We start from the raw sequence: 24,683 nt of genomic DNA on the forward strand, positions 1-24,683 counted from the left end.
TGCCACCCCGGCCCGTTTTTCTCCGACCGCCGCGCCCCGCGCGGCGTTTTTTTGTCCGGCCGCCGCTCAGGTGGCATGGCCGGCGCCCGGCCAGTGCTTGTGCAGTTCGGGATCGGTCTGCATTTCCCACAGTGCCAGCACGACCACGGCCAGCCCCACGATCACTTCATTCCACATCAGCGGGCGCTGGTCCGCCACTTTCAGCACCCATGGCGAGATCGCCACCCAGATGCCGACGAACAGATTGACCAGCACGGCCCAGAAATAGGTGCGGTACAGCTCGAACGCGGCCAGGATCGCGATCACGGCGCCCGAGATGAAGGCGTTCCAGGCCGGCGCCGATGGAATCGCATAGGAAAACACCCACGGGGTGATGAACAGCCACAGCCCCAGCAGCAGGATCAGCTGGTCCTGCCATCGCTTGGCTGAAACGGGGTTGGTATCTGGATTGGTAGCCATAGTGCCTCCTTGGGAAGTTGGCCGGCGCTGCGCGGCGGCCCTGTGCATCTTAGGCCGGCGTTGGCGCCCAAAGTTCCCGGCTGGTGCACCGCGACGGGCGGGCCGGGGGTGGTGGAAGGCCCATGGTAGCCAGATCCCGCCGCCCCATGGCGCACGCTTGGCGCCGATCGAACGAGTTGCTGTCGGGTAAAGTTTCTGTGAAACATGCCGTTACAGAAGGATACAAAGCGCATACCGAAAGCAGCCCCATGCCCCTCACCATCAAATCGCTGATCGCCCATTGCGTCAACCAGACCATACGCAGCTATTACCCGCAGCAATACAGTTCGCTATGCCATGTGTATGCGGTGGTCGGCTCCAACCTGATCAGCATCGTGCTCGATCGCGTGTACCGGCCCGTGGCGGGGCTGGCGGCCGTCGATTGCGGCGGCGGGCAGCTGATGCGCATGGTTGATAATGCGGCGTTCGCCAACCCGGCCGGCGGCGCCTACCATTGCTGGATCGAGTCGGCCGACGGGCTGGGTGAACCGGACGTGGTGGACCTGACGTTCCGCCACAACCACACCTATGCGGAAAAGAATGGCTACACGTGGCACAAGGACACGCCACCCGACTACCTGTGGGGGCCGCGCAGCCAGATCGTGGTGCGGGCCGGGCTGGACGCGCTGCCGTCCTCGTTCCCGGACGGCACCGTATGGTTGCAGGAGACTGAGGAGGGCTGGCAGTGGATGACGCGCCAGCTGGCCGAACACCAGAACGCCTTCGTGGCGCTGACGGCCGAGGCGCTCAAGCTGCTGCAGGCCAGCCTGCCGCCCGATTCGCGCCTGCTGCCGCAGCCGCGTACGGAACAGCCCGGTGTTACGACAGGTTCGGCGCCAGCCAGCGTTCCAGTTCCTGTTTGCTGACGTGGCGGCGGGCCGCCATGTCGTCCAGCTGGTCCTGGCCGATCTTGCCGACCACGAAGTACTTCGAATCGGGGTGGGCGAAGTAGAAGCCTGACACGGCCGCGCCCGGATACATGGCGAACGATTCCGTCAGTTCCATGCCGATCTCCTCGGCTTGCAGCACCTTGAACATGTCGGCCTTGACCGTGTGTTCCGGGCAGGCCGGATAGCCGGGCGCCGGGCGGATGCCCTGGTACTTCTCGGCGATCATGTCGTCGTTGCTGAGCGTCTCGGCGGTGGCGTAGCCCCACAGGTCCTTGCGCACGCGCTCGTGCATGTATTCCGCGAATGCTTCGGCCAGGCGGTCGGCCAGCGACTTGAGCATGATGGACGAGTAATCGTCGTGCGCATCCTCGAAGCGCTGCTCGTACTTCTCGATGCCCAGGCCGGCCGTCACGGCGAACATGCCGATGTAGTCGTGCACGCCCGACGATTTGGGCGCGATGAAGTCGGCCAGGCACTGGTTGGGGCGCTGCACGCCGTCCACCACCGGCTTCACGCCCTGCTGGCGCAGACCGTAGTAGGTGAAGGCCACGGTCTCGCGGCTGTCGTCCGTGTAGACCTCGATGTCGTCGTCGTTGACGCTGTTGGCCGGCAGCAGGGCCACCACGCCGTTGGCCGTCAGCCAGCGGCCGTCGATCAGCTTCTTGAGCAGGGCCTGGCCTTCCTCATACACCTTGGTGGCCGCCTCGCCCACCACCTCGTCGTGCAGGATGGCGGGGAAGGGGCCGGCCAGGTCCCAGGTCTGGAAGAACGGACCCCAGTCGATGTACTGGGCGATGGTGGCCAGGTCCACGTTCTTGAACACGCGGCGGCCGATGAACTTGGGCTTGACCGGTGCGAACGGCAGCACGGCCTTGTTGGCGCGCGCCTGGGCCAGCGTCACCATCGGCAGCGCCTTTTTGCTGGCGTGCTGCTCGCGGATGCGCTCATAGTCCTGCGCCACTTCGGCGATGTATTGCTCGCGGCTTTCGGGCGTGAGCAGCGACTGCGCCACCGACACCGAGCGCGAGGCGTCCGGCACGTACACCACCGGACCCTCGTAGTTGTGGGCGATCTTGACGGCCGTGTGGGCGCGGCTGGTGGTGGCGCCGCCGATCAGCAGCGGAATCTTCATCATGCGGAAGTGCTCGTCGCGCTGCAGTTCCTTGGCCACGTGGGCCATCTCTTCCAGCGATGGCGTGATCAGGCCGGATAGGCCGATGATGTCGGCGTTCTCCAGCTTGGCGCGCGCCAGGATTTCGGAGCACGGCACCATCACCCCCATGTTGACCACTTCGAAGTTATTGCATTGCAGGACCACGGACACGATGTTCTTGCCGATGTCGTGCACGTCGCCCTTGACCGTGGCCATGACGATCTTGCCCTTCGGTTTGGCCACGATGCCGGTGCGTTTTTCCTCGGCCAGCTTTTCTTCCTCGATGAACGGGATCAGGTGGGCCACGGCCTGCTTCATCACGCGCGCCGACTTGACCACCTGCGGCAGGAACATCTTGCCCTGGCCGAACAGGTCGCCGACGATGTTCATGCCGTCCATCAGCGGGCCTTCGATCACGTGGATCGGGCGGCCGCCGGACGCGGCCACCTGCTGGCGCATCTCCTCGGTGTCTTCGGTGATCCATTGGGTGATGCCGTGCACCAGCGCGTGCGCCAGGCGCTTCTCCACCGGATGGCCGCGCCATTCGAGGTTCTGCGCTTCCTGCTTGCCGCCCGCTTTCAGCGTGCCGGCGAATTCGATCATGCGTTCCGTCGCATCCTCGCGGCGGTTCAGCACCACGTCCTCCACGCGCTCGCGCAGCTCTGCCGGCAGGTCGTCGTACACGCCCACCATGCCGGCGTTGACGATGCCCATGGTCATGCCGGCCTTGATGGCGTGGTACAGGAATACGGTGTGGATGGCTTCGCGCGCCGGGTCGTTGCCGCGGAAGCTGAACGAGACGTTGGACACGCCGCCCGAAATCTTCGCGTGCGGCAGGTTGTCCTTGATCCAGCGGGTGGCGTTGATGAAGTCCACCGCGTAGTTGTTGTGCTCCTCGATGCCGGTGGCGATGGCGAAAATGTTGGGGTCGAAGATGATGTCTTCCGGCGGGAAGCCCACCTGCTCGGTCAGCACCTTGTAGGCACGCGCGCAGATTTCGATCTTGCGCTCGAAGGTGTCGGCCTGGCCTTTTTCATCGAAGGCCATCACGATCACGGCCGCGCCGTAGCGCAGGCACAGGCGCGCCTGGCGGATGAATTCCTCTTCGCCTTCCTTCATCGAGATCGAGTTGACGATGGACTTGCCCTGCACGCACTTGAGGCCCGCCTCGATCACCGACCACTTGGACGAGTCGATCATGATGGGCACGCGCGAGATGTCCGGTTCGGACGCGATCAGGTTCAGGAAGCGCGTCATGGCGGCCTGCGAGTCAAGCATGGCCTCGTCCATGTTGATGTCGATCACCTGGGCGCCGTTCTCCACCTGCTGGCGCGCCACCGACAGCGCCTCGTCGTACTGCTCATTGAGGATCATGCGCGCGAAGGCCTTGGAGCCGGTCACGTTGGTGCGCTCGCCGACGTTGACGAACAGCGAGTCGTCGTCGATGGTGAACGGCTCCAGGCCCGACAGGCGCTGCGCCACCGGCACGGTGGGCACGGTGCGCGGCGCGGTGCTGGCCAGGATCTGGCCGATGGCGGCGATGTGGTCGGGCGTGGTGCCGCAGCAGCCGCCGGCCACGTTGATGAAACCGGCGTCGGCGAATTCGCGCAGCAGGGCAGATGTGTCGGCCGGCAGCTCGTCGAAGCCGGTGTCGCTCATCGGGTTGGGCAGGCCGGCGTTGGGGTAGATGCAGACGTAGGTGTCGGCGATGCGCGACAGCTCCTCGGCGTAGGGGCGCATCAGGGCCGCGCCCAGCGCGCAGTTGAGGCCGATGGTGAGCGGCTTGGCATGGCGCACCGAGTTCCAGAACGCGGGCACGGTCTGGCCCGACAGGATGCGGCCCGAGGCGTCCGTCACGGTGCCCGAGATCATCAGCGGCAGGCGCGGCACGGCGGGATGCTCGGTGAAGTACTGGTCGATGGCGAACAGCGCGGCCTTGCAGTTGAGCGTGTCGAAGATGGTTTCCACCAGCAGGATGTCGACGCCGCCTTCGACCAGCCCTTCCACCTGTTCGTGGTAGGCCGCCACCAGCTGGTCGAAGGTGATGTTGCGGGCTGCCGGGTCGTTCACGTCGGGCGAGATGGAGGCCGTCTTCGGCGTGGGGCCGAGCGCGCCGGCCACGAAGCGCGGCTTGTCGGCGCTGCTGTACTTGTCGCAGGCGGCGCGCGCCAGCTTGGCGGCGGCCACGTTCATTTCGCGCGCCAGGTGCGCCATGTGGTAGTCGTCCTGGGCGATGGTGGTGGCGCCGAAGGTGTTGGTTTCGATGATGTCGGCGCCGGCGGCCAGGTAGCGCTCGTGGATCTCCTGGATCACCTGGGGCTGGGTCAGCGTCAGCAGTTCGTTGTTACCTTTGACGAACAGCTCGCGCGCGCCGCTGTCGACGGGGGCGGCGAAGTCGATGAAGCGGCCGGCGGGGCCGCCACGATAGGCCGTCTCGTCCAGCTTGTACTGCTGGATGATGGTGCCCATCGCGCCGTCGAGGATCATGATCCGGCGCGACAGGATCTCGCGCAATTGGGCATCGGTCTTGGACATGGCGGGATGGGACACGGTATTGTTCATTTGATACTTTCTGAGGGCGGAAGGGCGGCCGCTGGAAAAGTTGACGGCGGTCTAAAATTATACGGCATCGCGGGGGAAGCTTCAGGCCGCTGCTGCGTCGCAGCAACAACGCCCATATTTGTGCAAAATATGCACAAATTATGTGGTGTTTGACGTCTGGTGCTGTGTTGGGTGCGCAAATAAGATGGCTGCACTGACCAACTTTTGAGGAGCACACCATGACCGCCACCCTGCGCAGCATCGCCGGCCTCCAACCCGTCCAGCAGCTGGACGCCGCCAGCACCGCCGTGCTGCTGATCGATTTCCAAAACGAGTACTACAACGGCCGCGTGCCCATCCCGGACGGCCTGCCGGCCCTGCGCAACGCCAACCGCCTGGCCGCGCTGGCGGACGCCCACGGCATGCCCGTGTTCCACATCCAGCATGTAAACGGCCCGGCCGCGCCGGTGTTCGCGGAAGGCAGCGTGATGGCCGAGATCCACCCGGAGCTGGCCGTGCGGCCGCAGCATGTCGTGGTGCGCAAGGACCGCGTCAGCAGCTTCGCCGGCACCGACCTGCACGCGCAGTTGCAGGCGCGCGGCATCCGCACGCTGATCATCGCGGGGCTGATGACGCATATGTGTGTGTCCACGGCCGCCCGCGACGCGCGCCAGTTCGGCGCGCAGAAATACGACGTGCTGGTGGTGGCCGACGCCAGCGCCTCGCGCGACATCGCCGGCTGGAACGGCGGCGTAACGAGCGCAGCCGATCTGCACAACGTGACGCTGACTGCCCTGTCCGACAACTTCGCGCAGGTGCTGACCACCAATGCCATCCTGGAGCTGCCTGTCACGGCATGAGGCTGCGCTGACCTGCCGCAAGCGCTGGCGGATCGATGGCGCGCACACTGCTCTAGGTGCGCGCCGTTGCGCATCCTATACTACGGTGTGACGCGATGCGCTTCGAATGGGATGAACGTAAGAATCGGATCAATGTTCAAAAGCACGGGCTCAGCTTTGAGGAGGCAGCAAAAATATTCGACCATCCTGCGCTGACTTGGTTCGACGACCGCGGACTGTATGGCGAGGATCGCTACATCTCAATTGGGTTCGTCGGGTCGGTACTGGCGACCGTGGTCTTTGTCCAGAAAAGTGACCACGTTACGAGGATCATTTCAGCAAGGAAGGCGACACGCCACGAGGAAAGGCAATATGAACGAGGTTACTAGCAAGAAGAGTTGGGTCAATCTTGCCGATGACGAGATCGACCTGAGCGATATTCCCGAGCTTGGCGAGGAATTTTTCAAGCATGCGCAGATGCGTGGGCCGTTGATACAGAAGAATACCGTGCTGGTCGATGCCGACATCTATGCGTGGTTCCAGCAGCACAGTCCCGACTATCAGCAGCGCATTAACCAATTGCTGCGTGATTACATGGATGCGCAGAAAAATGCCGACTAATCCCAGTCGCGCGACGCATACAGCTCGGCGGCGAACGCCACGAACACCCGCACCTTGGGCGACAGATGGCGATTGTGCGGGTATAGCACATACAGTTCGCGCGGACGCATCGGGTAATCGGGCAGCACCTGCACCAGTGCGCCGCTGCGTAGCTCGGCATGGGCGAGGAATGACGCGGTCGTGGTGATGCCGGTGCCGGCCAACGCCGCCGTGCACAAGGCCATGCCCGTGTTCGCTTGCAGGCTGCCGCGCACGGTCACGGCCACGTCTGCACCGTCCGGCCCAGTGAAGCGCCATTCCTGTGGCCGCGCCACTTGGGTGTAGGTCAGGCAGTTGTGCTGCAGCAGATCTTGCGGCGTGCGCGGCGTGCCGTGCCGGCGCAGGTAGTCGGGCGAGGCCACCAGCATCACGCGGCTGCTGGCCAGCCGTTTGGCGATCAGGGTGGAGTCGGGCAGGTCGCGCGTGAGGCGCAGCGCCACGTCGAAGCCATCCTCGATCAGGTCGACGATGCGGTCATTGCACACCAGGTCCACCCGCAGCTCGGGATAGCTGGCCAGGAACTGCGGCAGCCAGCGCGCCAGTTCCTGCGTGCCGAACGCCATCGGCGCGTTGATACGCAAGGTGCCGCTGGGATTGGCCTGGTGCTGGCCGACGGCACGGTCGGCGTCATCGAGCGCGTCGAGGATGTGTTTGCAGGCCGCGTAGTATTCGGTGCCGGCCGTGGTGAGTGCGAAGCGGCGCGTGGTGCGGTTCAGCAGTTGCGCACCCAGCTTCGCTTCCAGGTGGCTGATCTGCCGCGACACCACCGTGTGCGACAGGCCCAGCGCCTCGCCGGCGGCCGTGAAGCTGCCCAGTTCCACTACCCGGCGCAAGGCGCGCATGGCCGCTAGCTGGTCCATGCGGCCGTTCAGGCGAGGCGGGAAGGATGCGCGTTCACGCGAAGCGCTGGCCTTCGAGCGGGAAGGCTTTGATGAACTCGGAGGCCGGCATGCGCTTGCCGCCCGGCTTTTGCAGTTCCGTCAGGCGCAGCGCGCCGCGGCCGCAGGCGACCACGATGCCGTGTTGGCTGTCGGCCGCCACCACGTGGCCGGCCGGGACGCTGCTGTCGGCGTCCAGCACCTCGGCCGCCCACAGTTTGATGTTGACGCCGTTGACGGGCGCGCAGGCGCCGGGGAAGGGATTGAAGGCGCGGATCTTGCGGCTGATTTCGGCGGCGCTCAGGTTGAAGTCCAGCGCCGCTTCGTCCTTGCTGATCTTGGCCGCGTAGCACACGCCCGCTTCCGGCTGCGGCACGGCTTCCAGCTTGCCTTGTTCCAGCTTGCGCAGCGCCTGCACGATCATCGTGCCGCCCAGCGCGGCCAGCTTGTCGTGCACGGTGCCGGTGGTGTCGTCGGCGACTATGGCCACATGTTCGACCAGCAGCATGGGGCCGGTGTCCAGCCCTTCCTCCATCTGCATGATGGTGATGCCCGTTTCCGCGTCACCCGCTTCGATGGCGCGGTGGATGGGCGCGGCGCCGCGCCAGCGCGGCAGCAGCGAACCGTGGATGTTCAGGCAGGGTTTGATGTCGAGCGTGCTGCGCGGCAGGATCAGGCCATAGGCCGCCACCACCATCACGTCGTAGTCGGTGGCCAGCAGACGTTCGTGGGCCGCCTTCGCCTCGGCGGCGCGTTGCGGATCTTTGGCATCCATGCGCAAGGACAGCGGCTGCAGCACTTCCATGCCATGCGCCACGGCGTACTGTTTGACGGCTGACGGTTGCAGGTGCATGCCGCGCCCGGCCGGGCGGTCGGGCTGGGTCAGCACCAGGGGAATCTCAAAGCCTGCCTCGTGCAGCGCTTGCAGGGCCACGGCGGCGAATTCCGGCGTGCCGGCGAAGATCACTTTCATTTTTATTGTTCCTTGGTGATGCAGGCCGCCGCACCGGGCGGCAGGGGGAGATCAGTAGCGGCGGCCCTGGGCGCGCAGGTTCGCTTCGCGCGCCATGCCCCGTTCTTCCTTCTGCAGCTTGGCCTTGATGCGGTTGCGCTTGAGCGGCGACAGGTATTCGACGAACACCTTGCCCTTCAGGTGGTCCATCTCGTGCTGCAGGCACACGGCCAGCAGGCCGTCCGCTTCCACTTCGAACGGCTGGGCCTTGACGTCCAGCGCGCGCACCTTGACGCGGGCGTGGCGCTCCACGCCGTCGTAAATGCCGGGTACGGACAGGCAGCCCTCGTCGTAGACCTGCATCTCATCGCTGGCCCAGATGATTTCCGGGTTGATGTAGGCCACCAGCGCATCCTTGGTTTCGGAGATGTCGACCAGGATCAGTTGTTCGTGCACGTCCACCTGCGACGCGGCCAGGCCGATGCCGGGCGCGTCGTACATGGTTTCGGCCATGTCGGCCACCAGCTTTTCGAGCCGGGCATCGAACTGGGTAACGGGCTGGGCGACCTTGTGCAGGCGTGGGTCGGGGTAACGCAGGATATTGAGTATGGACATGCTGACTTTAACTGACTTTAACGATGCGATTAACTGAGTGATTAACTAAGCGATTAACTAAGCGATTTAATAACTGTGTGATTGCCTTAACAACTGGCGTGGTGTCGCGTGCGGCAAATGGTGGTCCAGCCCCGTCAAAAATGCAACAGCCGCGCCCGCCGCGTGGACGTGGTTTCGCTTGCTAGTTGAGGGTTTTGTGGGCAGAATTTGATTCAGTATGGCAAGCCCGAGGCCAGCCTTCTCGTTCCCCACTGGTCGAAACGGTCATGTATCGCCGCCATGATTGCCCTGTGGCGGGCCGGCTCCCGGCCCAGCGCCGAGCTGCACTTAACGGACATTATGAATGAAAAATTTTAGCACAGTCGGTACCCGCTTGTTCGTGGCGGCTTTTTTTTCGGCGGGCGCCGCCCTCCCGGCGCAAGCCATGAACTGCCAGTTCCGGCCCGACGCGCCGGACCAGCATCTGGTGGTCAAAGGGGACACGCTGTGGGACATTTCCGGCCGTTTCCTGGAAAAGCCCTGGTGCTGGCCGCAAGTGTGGGACTTGAACAAGGAGCAGATCCACAACCCGCACTGGATTTATCCGGGTCAGATCATCTGGTTCGACCGCGCCGCCGGCCGCCTGCGGCTGGGCAACAAGATCGAGGCCGGTGACGGCAGCGCCGCCGGTACGCTGCGCCTGTCGCCGCAGGTGCGCACGGAAGGCCTGGGCAAGGACGCCGTGCCCTCCATCCCGTCCGGCGTGATCGAACCCTTCCTGACCCAGCCCCTGATCATCGAGAACGATGAACTGAACAACGCGCCGCGCATCATCGCCACCCAGGAAGGCCACGTGTTCCTGGGCAAGGACGACAAAGCCTATGTGCGCGGCGACCTCAAGGATGGCACCTCGTTCCAGGCCTTCCGTCCCGGTAACGCGCTGAAGGACCCCGTCACCCATGCCGTGATCGGCTATGAAGCGTTCTACCTGGGCACGCTCAAGCTGCGCACACCGGCCAAGGCCGGCAGCGACGTGCATACGTTCACCGTGGCCACGGCCAAGGAGGAAATGGGCGTGGGCGACCAGCTGATGCAGGCGCCACCCACGCCGATGCGCAACTATGTGCCCCATCCGCCGGAACAGCGGGTGGAAGCGCGCGTGGCGGCCATCTACGGCGGCGTGACCCACGCGGGCCAGAACCAGGTGGTGAGCATTAATCGCGGCAAGCTTGACGGACTCGATATCGGCTCCGTGCTGCAGCTGTACCATACCGGCAGGACCGTCAGCGATCCGGGCGCCAGCAAGGGCTGGCACGGCATGAGCGATCCGCAGGTCAAGCTGCCGGACGAGGAAGTGGGCAGCTTGTTTATCTTCCGCGTGTTCAAACATATTTCGTATGGCTTGATCATGCAGGTCACGGCGCCGGTGGAGGTGGGCGACGTTGCCCAATCACCGGAGTAAGCCGCGCCGTGCAAGCCACGGATACCCAACCCGCCGCATCCCCGCCAGCGTCCCGCGCGCCGCTGGCGGACTGGCTGCGCCTGAGCCTGACGCCGCGCGTGGGGCTGCTGACGGCGCGCCGCCTGCTCGCTGATTTTTCCTCCCCAACAGCCATCTTCGCCGCCGGCCATGGCGGCTTGCCGGGCTGGCTCAACGCCGCCCAGGCGCGCGCGCTGGCCAGCGCTGCCAGCGGCGAGACGGCCGACGCCGTGGCCGTCCAGCTGGACGCCATCGATAGCTGGCTGCGGCTGCCGGCGCGCCGCGTGCTGGCGCTGGACGACCCCGACTATCCGCCCGCGCTGCGGGCCATTCCCGATGCCCCGCTGTTGTTGTATGTGCAAGGCCGGGCCGAACTGCTGGCGCGCGACGCGCTGGCCATGGTGGGCAGCCGCAACGCCAGCGCCCAGGGCGCGAGCAACGCGCGCCAGCTGGCCGAGGCGCTGTCCGGGACCGGGCTGGTGATCGTGTCGGGCCTGGCGCTGGGCATCGACGCGGCCGCCCACGAAGGCGGCCTGCTGGGCGGGGGCGGCACGGTGGCCGTGCTGGGCACCGGTGTCGACGTGATTTACCCGCAACGCAACGCGGGCCTGGCCGGCCGCATCGCCGAGCACGGCTGCCTGGTCAGCGAATTGCCGCTTGGTACGGTGCCGCGTTCGTCCAATTTCCCCAAACGCAACCGCATCATCAGCGGCTTGGCGCGCGCCGTGCTGGTGGTGGAGGCGGCGGCTGGTTCCGGCTCACTGATCACGGCCCGGCTGGCGCTGGACCAGGGGCGCGACGTGTATGCCATCCCCGGTTCCATCCACGCCACGCTGGCCAAAGGTTGCCACGCGCTGATTAAAGAGGGCGCCCGGCTGGTCGAATCGGCCGACGATGTGCTGGCGGCGCTGGCCGGGCAGGCGCCGGGCGTGGCCGGGGCGGCGCCCGACGACAGCTTTATCGATCCGCTGCTTGCGGCGCTGGGCGGCGATCCGGCCTCGCCGGAACTGCTGGCGCTGCGGCGCGGCCTGGACTTGCCTGCCGTGCAAAACCAATTGCTGGCGCTGGAGCTGGCCGGCCTGGTCGAGCGGCTGCCCGGCGGCCTGTTCCAACGCTGTGGCCGCTAGAAGTCGCGCCCATGGCGTCGTTTTCGCTGCGCCTCGCGGCGCAGCTGCCTTGCCGTGCAGGCGCACTGTCTTCGGCGCCACGCCTAGCCATGGTCATTTTGAAACGACTTCTTTTCCTGGTGTTGCGGCCAGTCGCTTGCACGGCCCGTGTGGCACTTGTGCCCCATCTGATTTAACTGATAGAGTAGCGCCATGTTCGACATCCTTGTTTATCTCTACGAGACGTATTACCGCCCTGATGCCTGTCCGGAACCGGAGGCATTGGCCAGGAAACTGTCGGCCGTCGGTTTCGACGACGTCGAGATTTCCGAGGCGCTCGTGTGGTTGACGGACTTGACGGCCATGGCCGGCATGGAACAGACCCTGACGGCGGCCTCCACCGGCACCCGTTTCTATGTCGACGAAGAGCAGGACGTGCTGGGCACGGCGGCCATCGGTTTCATCCAGTTCCTGGAATCGGCCAAGGTGCTGTTGCCACTGCAACGCGAGATCGTCATCGAGCGGGCCCTGGCGCTGGACGAAGTGCCCGTGTCGCTGGCCAAGCTCAAGGTCATCGTGCTGATGCTGCTGTGGAGCCAGGGCAAGGAGCCGGACGCGCTGATGTTCGACGACCTGTTCGGTTCCGACGAAGACCAGGCGCCGCGCCTGCTGCACTGACCCGTGCCGGCATGCCGGCCCCCCGCCGTTGTGTTCCGCGACACCGAACGGGCCGTCACGTACGGCCTGCGCGCCATGCTTGCCCTTTGCGCTGCAACCCGTTTATTATTGGCGCTTTGACAAGTTGCCACCGTCCGGGCCCGCAAAAATTCAGCCTTTGCCGCATTGCCCATGTATGATGCGCATGCTGTACCCACCCCAGAGTAACTACGAGACAACAAAATATGAGCAAAACCCTCATCATCGCCGAGAAGCCATCTGTCGCGAACGACATCGCGAAGACGCTGGGCGGCTTTACCAAGCACGATGAGTACTTTGAGTCCGACGAGTTCGTGCTGTCCTCCGCCGTCGGCCATTTGCTGGAAATTGCCGTACCGGAAGAACACGACGTCAAGCGCGGCAAGTGGAGCTTCGCCCACCTGCCCATGATCCCGCCGTATTTCGCGCTCAATCCCATCGCCAAGACGGAAGCGCGGCTCAAGGTGCTCAACAAGCTGATCAAGCGCAAGGACGTCACCACCCTGATCAACGCATGCGACGCGGGCCGCGAAGGGGAGCTGATCTTCCGTTTGATCGCGCAGAACGCCAAGGCCAAGCAGCCGGTCAAGCGGCTGTGGCTGCAGTCGATGACGCCGGGCGCCATCCGTGACGGTTTCGCCCACCTGCGCAGCGACGAGGAAATGCTGCCGCTGGCCGACGCGGCCCGCTGCCGCTCGGAGGCGGACTGGCTGATCGGCATCAACGGCACGCGCGCCATGACGGCCTTTAACTCGAAAGAGGGTGGCTTCTACCTGACCACGGTGGGCCGGGTGCAGACGCCGACGCTGTCGATCGTGGTCGACCGCGAAGACAAGATCAAGAAATTCGTGCCGCGCGACTTCTGGGAAGTGCGCGCGCAGTTCGTGTGCGCGGCCGGCGTGTATGAAGGCCGCTGGCTCGACACCAAGTTCAAGAAGGACGATACCGACCCCGAGAAGAAAGCCGAACGGCTGTGGAGCAAGGCCGCGGCCGACTCCATCGCCATGGCTTGCGTGGGCAAGCAGGGCAAGGTGACGGAGGAGGCCAAGCCGACCACCTCGATGGCGCCGGCCCTGTTCGACCTGACCAGTTTGCAGCGCGAAGCCAACTCGCGCTTCGGCTTCTCGGCCAAGAACACGCTGGGCCTGGCCCAGGCGCTGTACGAAAAGCACAAGGTGCTGACCTATCCGCGTACCGATTCGCGCCACCTGCCGGAAGACTACATGCCGACCGTGATGCAGGCGCTGGAAGTGGTGAAGGACAACCCGAACTACCACCAGTTCGCCAAGCAGATCCTGGACAAGGGCTGGGTCAAGCCGAACAAGCGCATCTTCGACAACGCCAAGATTTCGGACCACTTCGCCATCATCCCGACCACGATCGCGCCCAAGAACCTGTCCGAGCCCGAGCAGAAGCTGTACGACCTGGTCACGCGCCGCTTCATGGCCGTGTTCTTCCCGCCGGCCGAGTTCCAGGTGACGACCCGCTACACGGAAGTGTCGGGCCACCAGTTCAAGACCGAAGGCAAGGTGATGACCAACCCCGGCTGGCTGGCCATCTACGGCAAGGAAGCGTCGTCCGACGAGGACAAGGCCGACAGCACGGGCGGCAACCTGGTGCCGGTGGCCAAGGGCGAGAACGTCCATACGGATAAAGTGACGGCCAACGGCCTGGTCACCAAACCGCCTGCCCGCTACACGGAAGCGACGCTGCTGTCGGCCATGGAAGGCGCCGGCAAGCTGGTCGAGGACGATGAATTGCGCGACGCCATGGCCGGCAAGGGCCTGGGCACGCCAGCCACGCGCGCGGCCACCATCGAAGGCTTGCTGACGGAACGCTACCTGGTGCGCGAAGGCCGCGAGCTGATCCCCACCGCCAAGGCGTCGCAGCTGATGACCTTGCTGCGCGGCCTGGGCGTGAACGAACTGACGGCGCCGGAATTGACGGGCGAATGGGAATACAAGCTGTCGCAAATGGAGAAGGGCAAGATCTCGCGCGAGGAGTTCATGCGCGAAATCGCCCAGATGACCCAGATCATCGTCAAGCGCGCCAAGGAATACGACAACGAAACCATTCCCGGCGACTACCACACGATGCGCACGCCGTGCCCGAACTGCGGCGGCGTGGTCAAGGAAAACTACCGTCGCTTCGCCTGCACCAAGTGCGATTTCTCGATGAGCAAGACGCCGGGCAGCCGCCAGTTCGAGATCGAGGAAGTGGAAGAACTGCTGAAGAACCGCACCATCGGCCCGCTGCAAGGCTTCCGCTCCAAGATGGGCCGGCCGTTCGCCGCCATCCTGCGCATCGTGCGCGACGAGGACATCAACAACTTCAAGCTGGAGTTCGACTTCGGCCAGAACGATGAGGCGGGCGAGGACGGCGAGGGCGTGGACTTCACCGGCCAGACCCCGCTCGGCCCGTGCCCGAAATGCGCGGCCGGCGTGTACGAGATGGGGCTCGCCTATGTGTGCGAACACAGCGTGGCCAAGCCCAAGACCTGCGACTTCCGCAGCGGCCGCATCATCCTGCAGCAGGAGATCCTGCCCGAGCAGATGGCCAAGCTGCTCAACGACGGCAAGACGGACCTGCTGCCGGGCTTCATCTCGCAGCGCACGCGGCGGCCGTTCAAGGCCTTCCTCGTCAAGGGCAAGGATGGCAAGATCAGCTTCGAGTTCGAGGAACGCAAAGCCAAGCCCGGCGCCAAGGGCAAGGCCGGTGCGGTAGCGGACGACGGCGCGGAAGGTGCCGCCGGCGCGGAGGAGGCGGCAGCACCGGCCAAGGCAGCCAAGGCGCCGGCCAAGAAGGCCACCGCCACCAAGGCCAAAGCGCCCGCCAAGCGCGCCACGGCGACAGCCGTCAAGGCGCCGGCCAAGAAGGCTGCCGCCAAGAAGACGGCAGCGGCAGCGGAGTAAAACAAAACCGGGACCCCAGCGTCCCGGTTTTTTTTGTCTTCGGTCTGTGCCGATGGGGACGCCGCGAGTGGGGACGTAAGCCCAATGACGGTCTAGCGTTGTGAAAACGCGATGCACCAGCCGTTTGGATTGATGGCGCCGCTGATCAGGCGGCAACTGCCGGGTTCCCCCTCCGGGCCCGGCTGGAATGCGGCGCATTGCGCGCAGTGCTGGCCATCCTGCGGGTGGTCTTGGTACTGGAAGTCCGTTTTGGCGCCGTTGCCGGCCATTGCCGCGCGGGGGCGCGCCAGGCCGCCAGCGGCCGCCAGCGCGGCCAGCGCCAGCGCGCCGCGCAAGGCCCGGCGCCGGGATAGTGGTTCCTTGTTCATGGCGTCATCTCCTTTTCGATCTGATTTATACCGTTTATACCGTTTCTGGCGTCAGAACATCAGCCATAACATCAGGTAAAGCGCGTTATTGTCGCGCGCGTTGCGGCCCTGGCCGTCGTAGTTGGTGGCGGCGCCGTTGAACCTGTTGTAGCGCGTGTATTGCAGCATGAAGCGCACGTCGCGCCGGGGCAGGTAGTCGAACTCCCACAGGGTGCCGGCGCTGTTCGGACTGCCCGTGGCGCTGCCGTTGACCGGCTCGCCCGTGTTGTACAGCGCGTCGTCGGCCGTGCCATGGGTGGCGAAGCGGCCCACGCTGAAGCCGTATTGCTTGTCGAAGTAGTAGGTGGCCTTGGCGCGCAGGCTGTGCAAGTCGTTGCTGGCGTTGCTGGCGGCGCCGATGCGCGCTTTCTCGCTCACATAGTTCAACTGGGCCGACACGCGGTGCCGGTCCGTGATGTACTGGTATTGGGCGTCGACGCCGAGGTCGCGATAATGGTCGGTGGGGCCGCTGCGCACCGTGTTGTCGGGATAGCGGTCCAGCACCAGGCCGTAGGCGCCCACCATGGCCGAGTGGCGCGCGTGGTCCCAGTCATGTTGCAGGGCCAGCCGCCAGTACGGCGCATAGCCTTTCAGGGCGGCGTCCTCCGCATGGTCCGTGCCCAGGCGCAGCGGCGAGAACGCGCCGTCGGCCGTGCGGTAGACACTGAGTTCGCCATACACGGTGTCGCGCCACAGGGCGTAGGCGCCCAGGCCCGCCACCTGCTGGCCCAAGCTCTCGATGGCCGTGGCCGCGTTGGGTGCTGCCGCCACCGGCGAGCTGGCATAGGGAAAGCCCCAGGCCTGTCCCGTGTTGTAGACATCCTGCACGGTGGGGTTGTTGTGCAGCGTGAAGCCGTACACCACTTTGCCGGTTGCCTCCCCCGTGTGATTGGCATAGCGCAGATCGACATTGTCGATGCTGCCGTGATGTTCCACACCGTCGTAGCTGTACTGGGAAAACACGCCCACGTGCTCTGCCAGTTTGCCAGACAGGAAAACGCTGGCCTGCTGCAGCGTCGCCTGCCGGTCCTTGGGGAAGCTGTCCGCCACGCGTGGATCGACGCTGGCGGTGGACGTGGCCGACGCTTGCAGCATGCCCGCCAGCGGCAGGCGCAAACGTTCGCCCAGCGTGTAGCCATTGAGCTTGAACTGGCGGCCGGTGGGCGTCAGCTCCGGCCAGCTCAGGTGGCAGGTCATGCAATCGAGGCCGGTCTGGCGGGCGAAGCTGGGCACGGCATGCGCCGCGCTGGACACCCAGCAAAGCGCGATGGCGACGAGCGCGGCGCGGCGGGACGGGCGGAGTGGACGGGTGGGCATGGCGGCATCCTCTGATCGGTACGGGCTGGTGAACGATGCCCGTTGATGCCCGGTCGCCGCCACTTTGTTCAAGGGCAGGCGTCAGGACCAAGGTGCACCAAGGCGAGCCGATCAATTGTGGTGTGCCGCAGCACTGCTGGTTTGATTTATCTCAAACATTGTCAATATTGCACTGGAACCAGCAGCTTGCCCCGGTGCTCGCCCGTGAGGTGGCCTGCTTGTCGAAGGGGGCGAACCAGCGCCGCAAGGTTCATCGCTGCGCGGCTGCTGGGTGTGGATGGGGGACGCAAATGCAACAGCGCCGTCCAGCGCAAGCTTGGAATTCGCGCCCGCCGCCCGTATAGTTTCATGCGCCCATTTGAACATCTGCCTATGAATCAGGAAACCGTCACCCGACACTTGCTGGAGGATGCACTGGAACAGGTCCTTTGCAATCCCTCGGCCGCGCATTGCTGGCACCGGCTGCGTCCCCTGTACGAGGCCGCCCCGCAGTCCATGCAGTCGGCGGTGCGTGCCATGTTGGGGCAGCATGTGGACGGCGGCGGCGTCCCCGGTTTCCTGTGCGCGTCCTTCCTCGCCTACGTGACCCGCGAGGACCGCTGGTACGAGGCCGCGTCGGCCGCGCTGCTGGCGTTGCAGCCGGTCGATGCCGACCGTATCGCCGCCCACATGGGGGTGAGCTGGTACGACGCGCTGGCGGGCAAAGCGGGCCGCAGTGCCTTTGTGGACGCCATGCGCGCCATGCACATGCCGGCGCTGGCGCGCCGCGCCGGCCAGCGGCTGGCGGCGCACACGGCGCTGCGCTTGCCGGCGCGTGCCGTCACCCGTATCGAACGGGTGGCGCTGGTGGTGCCCCAACTGGGCATCGCCGGCCACGCGCCGACCAGGATGGCGCTCGCGCACGGCGCCATGTTGCAAGACGACGGGATGAGCGTGGAGCTGTACTGCGCCCGTGAACTGAACATCACGCAGATGCCGAACCTGCTGGGCTGCGGCCGTACCACGGCCAGTGAGCTGCCGGCGCCGGATGCGTGGGCGCGCGCGCTGCGGCGGCCGATGACGATCCACCTGGCCGATGAACGCATGTCGTTGCTGCGGCGCTGGAGCGCCTTGCTGGAAAGGATGGTGGCGTTCGATCCCGACCTGATTCTGTTTGTCGGCCTGTATTCCCCCTGGATTGAATTGCTGTATCCACAGCGTCCCGTGTTGGGCCTGTCGGTGCAGTCGACGGCGCCCATCGCGCCGGTCGATGTGTGGCTGGCGGCCGATGCGGCGCAAGCGGGGACCGTGCGTGCGCCGTGGGGACCGGATATGCCGCCCAGCATGGGTTGGCATTACCCGTACCGGGTACAGCTGGACCGTCCCGGGGCGCCGTTGTCGCGTGCGGACCTGGGCTTGCCGGCCTCGGCGCTGGTGCTGGTCTCCGTCGGTTACCGGCTGGGCGAGGAGATCGCGGGAGCGTGGGCGGAGCGCATAGTGGCGATGATGACGGCGGCGCCGGACGCGGTCTGGCTGCTGCCCGGCTGCGCCAGCATGCCGGCCGCGCTGCAGGGCTTGCCCCCAGGGCGGGTGCGCGCCATGGGGCACCTGTCCAATGTGCAGGAGCTGCTCGCCTGCTGCGACATCTGCGTCAATCCGCCACGCATGGGCGGCGGCCTGAGTGTGGCGCAGGCGATGGCGGCCGGCTTGCCGGTGGTGGCGTTCGCCGGCTCCGACGGCGGTGACAAGATTGGCGCGGCGGCCGTCACCGACAGCGACGCCTATTTCACCGCGCTGGATAGGCTGATGGCCGATCCTGCCGCCCGCGCCAGCGCGGGCGCGGCGATGCGGACGCTGTTTGCCGACACGCTGGACCTGGCGCGCGGCGGCCCCGCGCTGCGTGCGGCCAGTGAAGCGGCGCTGGCGCTGTTCCAGCGCCGGACCGCTATGCCAGCGTCTTCTTGAATTTGGCGGGGATGCCGACCACCAGCGTGGCCGGCGGTACGTCGGCCGTGGCCACGGCGCCGGCGCCGATGAAGGCGTGGTCGCCCACCACCAGCCGTTCCAGCAGGGTGGCGCCGATGCCGACCGTGACCCCGCGGCCGATGCTGGACAGGCCGCCCAGGTTGCTGCCGGGCTGGATGCGCGAGAACGCGCCGATCCGCGTGTCGTGCCCGATGGTGACGCCGCGGTTGACGAAGACATGTTCGGCCAGCACGGCGCCGGGACCGATCACGCTGTTGGCGCCCACGAACACGCCCGGCCCCAGCGTGGCCAGCGGCGACACATAGGCTGTCGGGTGGACCAGCGTGTGAAAGCGCAGGCCGTGGCGCGCCGTCAGCTCGTCGGCCAGCGCGGCCCGGGCAGGCGTGGTCGGCCCCAGCAGATACAGTTCACCGGGCTCCGGCCGGAATGCGTCGAATGGCTGGACCTGGGGCGGCGTGCAATGGAGGCTCAGCTGGCGCAGGCGCTCGGCCAGGCTGACGTCGCGCTCACCCACCTCCTCGCCCAGGTGCGGCACCACCTTGTGCAGCTGCAGACCGCGCGCCAGCGCGCAGTCGAACAGGTCGGACAGGATGTTGCTGGTGCCGAAGATGACCAGTTTTTGTGCGTCCATCATCAACCTCGCTGCGCCAGGCCCAGCATGGTGCGCACGGCGCGCGGCGTGGCGACGGGCCGGCCCATGGCTTGGGCCTGGGCCACGATGCGCTGTACATACTGGGCGTTGGTGGCCAGTACCGTCCGTTCCTGGTCCAGCCACAGGTTGTCTTCCAGGCCGATGCGGACCCCGTGGCCCATAACCACGCCCAGCGCCGTGGCGCGGGCCTGGAAACGGCCGAGTCCGGCCAGCGACCAGTACGATTGCGGCGGCAGGTCGGCGACGATGGCGGCCAGGTGCATCAGCGTCGCTTGCGCCGTGCCCGGGTTGCCGAGCAGGATGTTGAAGTAGTAGGGCGGCTCCAGCAAGCCCTTGTCGATCAGGATCTTGGCGAAGTTCACCATGCCCAGGTCGAACACTTCCAGTTCCGGCTTGATGCCGCGCTCCTGCATCAGCTGGGCCAGCCGGATGATGGTCTGCGGTTCGTTGACGCTGGCGGTGGTGGCGAAATTCATCGAGCCCAGTGTCAGGCTGGCCATGTCGGGCCGGAGATCGCCTTCCAGGAACAGGCTGGCGGCCCGCTTTTCCACTTCGCGCACCAGCCGGCCGCTGGTGGACGTGACCACGACCAGGTCGGGTGCGGCGGCCCGCAGCGCGCCTATCATCCGCCCATAGATGGCGGGGTCTTCCGTCGGTGTGCCATCGGGCGCGCGCGCGTGCAGGTGCACCATGGCCGCGCCCAATGCCGCGCATCGCGTCACATCCTCGACCACTTCCTCCGGCGCCAGCGGCACGTGCGGCGACATGGCGCGGGTGGGCACCATGCCGGTGGGAGCGAGGTTGATGATCAGGGGCGTGCTGTGGTCAGCGGCAGACGGTGAGGACATGGGCAAGAGGGCGGCAGTGCATGCGCCGCGGCGCGATGAATTTATCGCCATTATAGGTGGCAGGGTTGCGCGCCCCATTTGGCCAGTCAGCTTTTGTGCGGCACTGTTGCGTCGGAGTCACGATTGGCCAGCCCATCCTGGCATCCCCGGCCATCGTGCGCACTTGCGTGTGCCGGGTCCGCCACCTATAGTGAAAGAGTCAGGAGTGTCAGCCATGACCATTGCGCTTAATTCCGTCAGCTATCCATCGTCGTCCTTCCAGACCTATGTGCCGCCGGCCCAGACCAATGGCGGCGTTGGTTTGCCGGATGCCGCCGTCGCGCTGTCGGCGCAGCAAGCCGTGGTCGCTTCGCTTGGCGGTTCCACGGGCGTCACCGTCTACACGCCCAGCGGCTTGCTGGAATCGTTGCAACAGGCCGGCATCCTGGCCGAACCGGCCACCGTGCCCGTGCCGGGCAGCAACACGGCCAACCTGGCCCAGCAGGCGTTGCAGCTAGGTGTGATCGGCACGCTGACCGGCACCGACACCACGGCCACCTCCGGCATCTACAACGGCGCCGGCGTGCTGGCGGGCTTGCCGTCCACGCAGGCGTCCAGCAACTGGGCTGACTTGCTCAAAACCAACCCTTCGCTGGCCGGTGCCGTGATCCAGGCGTCCGTCAATTCCAGCCTGGTCAGCACCCTGTTCACCACCGCCTGAACGCCCGCTAGCGGGCCGTCATCTCCACGTTGACCATGTTGTCGTCCGGCTTGCGGTCGATCAGCTTGTTGTCGGGATCGATGCCGGCCCGGACCGGGCGGCCCGCCACCAGCAGCGTGTAGCGGTTGTCCTTGCGGTCCATGCGCACGCGCTGGCGCAGCAGCGGATTGCCGTTGGCGTCGTCCACGCCGATATCGATCCAGTCGTGCAGCGGCACGTCCTGCTCCGCGCCCTGCTCATCGGCCCGCACCTTGGCCGCGCTGACGGCCAGTTGCACTTCGTAGCGGCCGTCGGCCAGCTTGCGCGCCGTGGCCGACACGGCATGGTTTTCGTACAGCACGATCTGCTCGAACAAGTCGTCGATCAGGTAGGCATGCTCGGGCGGCGTGATGCGGCGCAGCGCGTCCACCAGCACGGTCACGCCGGGGTAGGGGCCGCTGCGCCGGCCGTAGTCGGCCAGCAGCGTGCGCAGCGCGGCGTTGACGCGCGCCTCGCCGATCCGGTCCTGCAGCAAATACATGGCCAGGCTGCCCTTGTTGTAGTGGACATAGTCCTGGTGTTCGTTCTCGGCCAGCGGCAATTCCTTCTTGCGTTCCAGCGCGCGGCCCAGCAGGTATTTGTTGAGGTCGTAGCGCAGGAAGCGGCGCATCTTGCCGGCCCCGTAGCGTTGCTGCATCACCATCAGCGCCGAGTATTCGGCCAGCGTTTCGCTCAGCGCGCTGGCGCCGCGCGCGTTGCCGCCCACCAGCTGGTGGCCCCACCACTGGTGCGCCAATTCATGGGCGCTCACGTAGAACGGGTAATCGATGTCCTTGGGATTCTTGTCGTCCACCTTGGCGATGAAGCCCACGCTTTCCGAGAACGGGATCGTGTTCGGGTACGACTGGGCGAACGCGGCGAAGCGGGGGAACTCCACCACGCGCAGCACCTTGAACTGGTAGGGGCCGAAGTTGCGGGTGCAATAGTCCAGCCCGTCCTTGAGGCCGTGGGCGATGCGCTCCAGGTTGAATTCGTGGCCGCGATGGTAGTACAGCTCGATACCGACGTCCTGCCACCAGTCGCGCCGCACCTGGTAGCGGGCCGACTGCACGGCGTAGAAGTTCAGGATAGGCTGGTCCACCGTGTAATGGAAATAGTGGCGGCCGTTGGCGCGCCAGTCCTTCTCCAGCGTGCCCGGCGCAATGGCCGTCTGGTCGGCGCTGGTGCTGACGGTGGCGTCGAAATGGATCCAGTCGGCGTCGTTGCTCACTTCGTTGTTGGCCAGGCCGCGCGGATCGTCGCGCGCCAGCATGCGTTCGCGCGCGGGCAGGGCGTGGCGGCGGCGGTCGCGCGCATCGTCGAGCTCGATGCGTTGCTGGTAGCCGATGTGGGGCAGCACGTCATTGTTGAAGAAGGTGCCGTTGGCCGCCACCGGCGTCTCCTGGCCCAGGCCGAAGCTGCCCTTGGGCGCGAATTCCAGGTCGAATTCCAGCGCCAGTGCGGCGCCCGGCGCCAGCGGCTTGGACAACTGGTAGCTGTAGAAGCCCAGCTCCGTGTCGCGCAGGCCGGGCCGCACGGGCTGGCTGAAGCGCATGGCGCGGATGGCCGCCGTCTTGTCCTGCTGCACCAGCACGGTGGTGATGGCTTGCGCCGTGCGGTTGCGCAGCACGTAGCGGCCCTTGGCCAGCAGCCGGCGTTGTTCCGGCACGATGTCCAGGTTCAGCGTCACGTCCGTGATGCGGGGCTGGGGCAGGGCGGCGAATCGCTTGTACTGGCGCTCGTAGCGGCCCCGCTGTTCCTCCTTGCCCCAGGTCGAATGGTAATCGTTGGCGATGTGCATGTTGTAGAACAGCACGCCGCCGGCGCCGCCGAACACCAGCAGGCCGCCCGCCAGCGCCCGCAGCACGGGTGCCGTGAGGCCGTGGCGCGCCAGTTGCAGCCGCTGGCGCCATTCGGCGTTGGTGCCGCGCGCCCAGAACAGCAGCGACAGCACCACCAGCACGATGGCCGCGCCGCTCCAGTACAGGTCGAACCACCATTCGCGCGCCAGCGCGTGGCCGTAGCCGTTCAGGGCCGAGTAGGTGAGGGTGGGGGTGATGCCGTACAGCAGCATCGGATGGTCGAGGCCGATGGAACTGAGCGTGATGGTCGCCAGGTAGTACACGATCATGGCGAAGTAACCCAGGTACTTGTGGTTGAGCAGCGCTTGCAGCGTGATGGCCAGCACGGCCACCAGCGCGTAGCCGGGCAGCTGGATCAGGAACAGCTGGTACAGGTACAGGCCCGGTTCGAGCAGGAAGTAACCCTTGAAGACTTGGATCGACATGCCGCACAGCATGACCACCACCAGCAGCATCGCTTGCAGGCCGACCAGCGCGATCAGCTTGGCCATCAGCGGCAGCCAGCTGGGAATGGGCAGCGCGTCCAGCATCTGCGCCATGCGCGCTTCGCGTTCGCGCCATACCAGTTCGCCCGCGTAGAAGGTGGTGAGGATCAGCATGAACAGCGCGAACATGCTGGACACGGCGTCGAGCACCATGTAGGTGACCGGGTAGGTGTTGGTGCCGAACATGGAGCCGAGGTCGATCGCGCTGGCGTACATCATCAGCACGCCGGCCAGCACGATGACGAGGAAGTAGATGTTTTTGGTGGTTTCGCGCAGGTTCAGCCAGCTCATGCGCGCCAGCAGCAGGCCCAGGCTGCGGGCCGCGAAATCGGGCCGTTCCGGCGCGGCCGTGGCGACGGGCGCGGCCGGCGGCGCCGCTTCCTTGTCGGTGCGCCGGTCGGCGCCGCTGTCGACGCTGGCGATGAAGTGGAAGCGCCAGTAGCCGAGTAGCAGCGCGGCCGCGCCCAGGCCGCACCAGATCGCGCGGTTGAGCAGGAACACCCCTTCCAGCCACACCATGCGCGTGTTGCGCTCGGCGATGGGCCAGTACTCGGTGAGGCGGATGATGGCCGTGGTGCCGAACGGGTCGATCAGGGCCGCCAGCGTCTTGTAGTCGAGGTCGCGGGCCAGGTCGGGCGCGACGATGTAGCCGATCAGCATGACGACGCTGCTGATGTAGACGGGCAGCATGCGCCGCGTGAGCGCGGCCAGGATGAAGAACACGGCGCCGAAGATGAAGATGTCGGGCAGCATCACGCTGGCATACGGCATCAGGAAGGCCAGCGGGCCCGGATGGCCAAGCCGTTCCACGTCGATGCCGGGCAGATAGGTGCCCAGCCAGGCGCCCAGCGGCAGGCTGGTGAAGATCACGGCCAGGCTCAGGAAGGCGCCCAGGAAGCGGCCGAAGATGTACTGGTGCTTGCCGATCGGGGCGCTGAAGAAGAAGTGGTGCATGTCATATTCGAAATCCTGCTGCACCGAGCGGCCCATCATGGCCGCCATCACGATCACGCCCAGCGAGCCGAGGTAGCTGACCGTGATCATCACGGAACGCGGCGCGTTGATGGCCACGCTGCCGAACGACACCACGGCGGCCTTGAACACGCCGCCGGCGGCCGCCATCCACAGCAGGGCCAGCAGCAGGAACATGCCGAAATAGACCCAGGTCGACAGCAGCTTGAGCCGCTGGCGCGCCTCGAACAGGGCAATGGCTAACATGGCTGGCCTTTA

The 24,683-nt window shown here is 65.9% G+C and carries 20 protein-coding genes; 10 read left to right on the forward strand and 10 right to left on the reverse strand.

What is annotated here, in order from left to right; translation table 11 throughout:
• Nucleotides 1-66: 66 nt before the first annotated feature.
• Nucleotides 67-459, reverse strand: coding sequence for an SPW repeat protein (locus H3H37_RS04035; RefSeq protein WP_182160370.1), 393 nt, complete (start codon nucleotides 457-459; stop codon nucleotides 67-69).
• A gap of 248 nt (nucleotides 460-707) precedes the next feature.
• Between H3H37_RS04035 and H3H37_RS04040 the strand changes: the two genes are divergently transcribed.
• On the forward strand, nucleotides 708-1,364 hold the full coding sequence (locus H3H37_RS04040; RefSeq protein ID WP_182160371.1) for a hypothetical protein: 657 nt from the start codon (nucleotides 708-710) through the stop codon (nucleotides 1,362-1,364).
• Here H3H37_RS04040 and metH read toward each other — a convergent pair.
• The gene (metH, locus tag H3H37_RS04045) at nucleotides 1,318-5,103 is read right to left on the reverse strand and encodes a methionine synthase (RefSeq protein WP_229218650.1); all 3,786 of its coding nucleotides are present in this window, start codon (nucleotides 5,101-5,103) and stop codon (nucleotides 1,318-1,320) included. The genes H3H37_RS04040 and metH overlap by 47 nt on opposite strands.
• Before the next feature lie 218 nt (nucleotides 5,104-5,321).
• Between metH and H3H37_RS04050 the strand changes: the two genes are divergently transcribed.
• The 3 genes from H3H37_RS04050 (at nucleotide 5,322) to H3H37_RS04060 (ending at nucleotide 6,542) form a co-directional block, all read left to right on the forward strand.
• A complete protein-coding gene (locus H3H37_RS04050; protein WP_182160372.1) occupies nucleotides 5,322-5,942 on the forward strand; it encodes a cysteine hydrolase family protein in 621 nt (206 codons plus the stop codon).
• Nucleotides 5,943-6,037: 95 nt separating this feature from the next.
• Nucleotides 6,038-6,310 (forward strand): BrnT family toxin, encoded by a 273-nt coding sequence (locus H3H37_RS04055; RefSeq protein ID WP_182160373.1) that lies wholly within the window; start codon nucleotides 6,038-6,040, stop codon nucleotides 6,308-6,310.
• Nucleotides 6,294-6,542, forward strand: coding sequence for a BrnA antitoxin family protein (locus H3H37_RS04060; RefSeq protein WP_182160374.1), 249 nt, complete (start codon nucleotides 6,294-6,296; stop codon nucleotides 6,540-6,542). The genes H3H37_RS04055 and H3H37_RS04060 overlap by 17 nt, the downstream gene beginning before the upstream one ends.
• On the opposite strand, the gene H3H37_RS04065 is transcribed toward H3H37_RS04060, so the two are convergent.
• From H3H37_RS04065 to def, 3 genes are read right to left on the reverse strand one after another with little or no spacing between them, the layout of a single operon-like run.
• Nucleotides 6,539-7,441 carry a LysR family transcriptional regulator gene (locus H3H37_RS04065; protein WP_182160375.1) on the reverse strand — a complete coding sequence of 301 codons (903 nt, stop codon included), beginning with the start codon at nucleotides 7,439-7,441 and terminating at the stop codon, nucleotides 6,539-6,541. The genes H3H37_RS04060 and H3H37_RS04065 overlap by 4 nt on opposite strands.
• 34 nt (nucleotides 7,442-7,475) lie before the next feature.
• The gene (gene fmt / locus H3H37_RS04070) at nucleotides 7,476-8,432 is read right to left on the reverse strand and encodes a methionyl-tRNA formyltransferase (RefSeq protein WP_182160376.1); all 957 of its coding nucleotides are present in this window, start codon (nucleotides 8,430-8,432) and stop codon (nucleotides 7,476-7,478) included.
• 51 nt (nucleotides 8,433-8,483) lie between these two features.
• On the reverse strand, nucleotides 8,484-9,026 hold the full coding sequence (gene def, locus H3H37_RS04075; RefSeq protein ID WP_182160377.1) for a peptide deformylase: 543 nt from the start codon (nucleotides 9,024-9,026) through the stop codon (nucleotides 8,484-8,486).
• Between the two features lie 343 nt (nucleotides 9,027-9,369).
• Between def and H3H37_RS04080 the strand changes: the two genes are divergently transcribed.
• The 4 genes from H3H37_RS04080 to H3H37_RS04095 all read left to right on the forward strand — a co-directional run bounded on the left by H3H37_RS04080 (nucleotide 9,370) and on the right by H3H37_RS04095 (nucleotide 15,199).
• Nucleotides 9,370-10,467: a LysM peptidoglycan-binding domain-containing protein gene (locus H3H37_RS04080; RefSeq protein ID WP_182160378.1), complete on the forward strand. Its 1,098-nt coding sequence runs from the start codon at nucleotides 9,370-9,372 to the stop codon at nucleotides 10,465-10,467.
• 8 nt (nucleotides 10,468-10,475) lie between these two features.
• Nucleotides 10,476-11,612, forward strand: coding sequence for a DNA-processing protein DprA (gene dprA, locus H3H37_RS04085; protein ID WP_182160379.1), 1,137 nt, complete (start codon nucleotides 10,476-10,478; stop codon nucleotides 11,610-11,612).
• Nucleotides 11,613-11,804: 192 nt separating this feature from the next.
• The gene (locus H3H37_RS04090) at nucleotides 11,805-12,269 is read left to right on the forward strand and encodes a Smg family protein (RefSeq protein ID WP_182160380.1); all 465 of its coding nucleotides are present in this window, start codon (nucleotides 11,805-11,807) and stop codon (nucleotides 12,267-12,269) included.
• Nucleotides 12,270-12,493: 224 nt separating this feature from the next.
• Nucleotides 12,494-15,199: a DNA topoisomerase III gene (locus H3H37_RS04095; RefSeq protein ID WP_182160381.1), complete on the forward strand. Its 2,706-nt coding sequence runs from the start codon at nucleotides 12,494-12,496 to the stop codon at nucleotides 15,197-15,199.
• Nucleotides 15,200-15,291: 92 nt separating this feature from the next.
• Here the strand turns inward: H3H37_RS04095 and H3H37_RS04100 are convergent, their stop codons facing one another.
• Together H3H37_RS04100 and H3H37_RS04105 are read right to left on the reverse strand one after the other, a co-directional pair.
• A complete protein-coding gene (locus tag H3H37_RS04100; RefSeq protein ID WP_182160382.1) occupies nucleotides 15,292-15,567 on the reverse strand; it encodes a high-potential iron-sulfur protein in 276 nt (91 codons plus the stop codon).
• A 51-nt stretch (nucleotides 15,568-15,618) separates the two neighbouring features.
• Nucleotides 15,619-16,923, reverse strand: a complete 1,305-nt coding sequence (locus H3H37_RS04105; protein ID WP_229218653.1) for a cytochrome C — start codon at nucleotides 16,921-16,923, stop codon at nucleotides 15,619-15,621.
• A gap of 372 nt (nucleotides 16,924-17,295) precedes the next feature.
• Between H3H37_RS04105 and H3H37_RS04110 the strand changes: the two genes are divergently transcribed.
• Nucleotides 17,296-18,867: a glycosyltransferase gene (locus H3H37_RS04110; RefSeq protein WP_182160383.1), complete on the forward strand. Its 1,572-nt coding sequence runs from the start codon at nucleotides 17,296-17,298 to the stop codon at nucleotides 18,865-18,867.
• On the opposite strand, the gene H3H37_RS04115 is transcribed toward H3H37_RS04110, so the two are convergent.
• Complete coding sequence (locus tag H3H37_RS04115) at nucleotides 18,848-19,522, reverse strand: acetyltransferase (protein ID WP_182160384.1); 675 nt, start codon at nucleotides 19,520-19,522, stop codon at nucleotides 18,848-18,850. The two genes, H3H37_RS04110 and H3H37_RS04115, sit on opposite strands and share 20 nt — an antisense overlap.
• Nucleotides 19,522-20,388: a beta-keto acid cleavage family enzyme gene (locus H3H37_RS04120; protein WP_182160385.1), complete on the reverse strand. Its 867-nt coding sequence runs from the start codon at nucleotides 20,386-20,388 to the stop codon at nucleotides 19,522-19,524. Before H3H37_RS04120 ends, H3H37_RS04115 begins: the two co-directional genes overlap by 1 nt.
• 214 nt (nucleotides 20,389-20,602) lie before the next feature.
• Here H3H37_RS04120 and H3H37_RS04125 point away from each other — a divergent pair, with 214 nt between their 5' ends.
• Nucleotides 20,603-21,088, forward strand: coding sequence for a hypothetical protein (locus H3H37_RS04125; RefSeq protein ID WP_182160386.1), 486 nt, complete (start codon nucleotides 20,603-20,605; stop codon nucleotides 21,086-21,088).
• A 7-nt stretch (nucleotides 21,089-21,095) separates the two neighbouring features.
• Here H3H37_RS04125 and H3H37_RS04130 read toward each other — a convergent pair whose 3' ends face one another.
• Nucleotides 21,096-24,671 (reverse strand): ABC transporter permease/M1 family aminopeptidase, encoded by a 3,576-nt coding sequence (locus H3H37_RS04130; RefSeq protein ID WP_182160387.1) that lies wholly within the window; start codon nucleotides 24,669-24,671, stop codon nucleotides 21,096-21,098.
• Nucleotides 24,672-24,683: the final 12 nt, after the last annotated feature.

Origin of the sequence: Rugamonas brunnea (assembly GCF_014042345.1) — a bacterium.
Classification (GTDB): domain Bacteria; phylum Pseudomonadota; class Gammaproteobacteria; order Burkholderiales; family Burkholderiaceae_D; genus Rugamonas; species Rugamonas brunnea.

Bases quoted from the DNA above. Each gene is read 5' to 3' on its own strand.
- def (WP_182160377.1), bottom strand. From the start codon at position 9,026: ATGTCCATACTCAATATCCTGCGTTACCCCGACCCACGCCTGCACAAG.
- H3H37_RS04050 (WP_182160372.1), top strand. From the start codon at position 5,322: ATGACCGCCACCCTGCGCAGCATCGCCGGCCTCCAACCCGTCCAGCAG.
- H3H37_RS04125 (WP_182160386.1), top strand. From the start codon at position 20,603: ATGACCATTGCGCTTAATTCCGTCAGCTATCCATCGTCGTCCTTCCAG.
- H3H37_RS04040 (WP_182160371.1), top strand. From the start codon at position 708: ATGCCCCTCACCATCAAATCGCTGATCGCCCATTGCGTCAACCAGACC.
- H3H37_RS04095 (WP_182160381.1), top strand. From the start codon at position 12,494: ATGAGCAAAACCCTCATCATCGCCGAGAAGCCATCTGTCGCGAACGAC.
- H3H37_RS04080 (WP_182160378.1), top strand. From the start codon at position 9,370: ATGAAAAATTTTAGCACAGTCGGTACCCGCTTGTTCGTGGCGGCTTTT.
- H3H37_RS04100 (WP_182160382.1), bottom strand. From the start codon at position 15,567: ATGAACAAGGAACCACTATCCCGGCGCCGGGCCTTGCGCGGCGCGCTG.
- metH (WP_229218650.1), bottom strand. From the start codon at position 5,103: ATGAACAATACCGTGTCCCATCCCGCCATGTCCAAGACCGATGCCCAA.
- H3H37_RS04110 (WP_182160383.1), top strand. From the start codon at position 17,296: ATGAATCAGGAAACCGTCACCCGACACTTGCTGGAGGATGCACTGGAA.
- H3H37_RS04115 (WP_182160384.1), bottom strand. From the start codon at position 19,522: ATGATGGACGCACAAAAACTGGTCATCTTCGGCACCAGCAACATCCTG.
- H3H37_RS04060 (WP_182160374.1), top strand. From the start codon at position 6,294: ATGAACGAGGTTACTAGCAAGAAGAGTTGGGTCAATCTTGCCGATGAC.
- H3H37_RS04035 (WP_182160370.1), bottom strand. From the start codon at position 459: ATGGCTACCAATCCAGATACCAACCCCGTTTCAGCCAAGCGATGGCAG.
- H3H37_RS04090 (WP_182160380.1), top strand. From the start codon at position 11,805: ATGTTCGACATCCTTGTTTATCTCTACGAGACGTATTACCGCCCTGAT.
- H3H37_RS04065 (WP_182160375.1), bottom strand. From the start codon at position 7,441: ATGGACCAGCTAGCGGCCATGCGCGCCTTGCGCCGGGTAGTGGAACTG.
- H3H37_RS04105 (WP_229218653.1), bottom strand. From the start codon at position 16,923: ATGCCCACCCGTCCACTCCGCCCGTCCCGCCGCGCCGCGCTCGTCGCC.
- H3H37_RS04130 (WP_182160387.1), bottom strand. From the start codon at position 24,671: ATGTTAGCCATTGCCCTGTTCGAGGCGCGCCAGCGGCTCAAGCTGCTG.
- H3H37_RS04055 (WP_182160373.1), top strand. From the start codon at position 6,038: ATGCGCTTCGAATGGGATGAACGTAAGAATCGGATCAATGTTCAAAAG.
- H3H37_RS04120 (WP_182160385.1), bottom strand. From the start codon at position 20,388: ATGTCCTCACCGTCTGCCGCTGACCACAGCACGCCCCTGATCATCAAC.
- fmt (WP_182160376.1), bottom strand. From the start codon at position 8,432: ATGAAAGTGATCTTCGCCGGCACGCCGGAATTCGCCGCCGTGGCCCTG.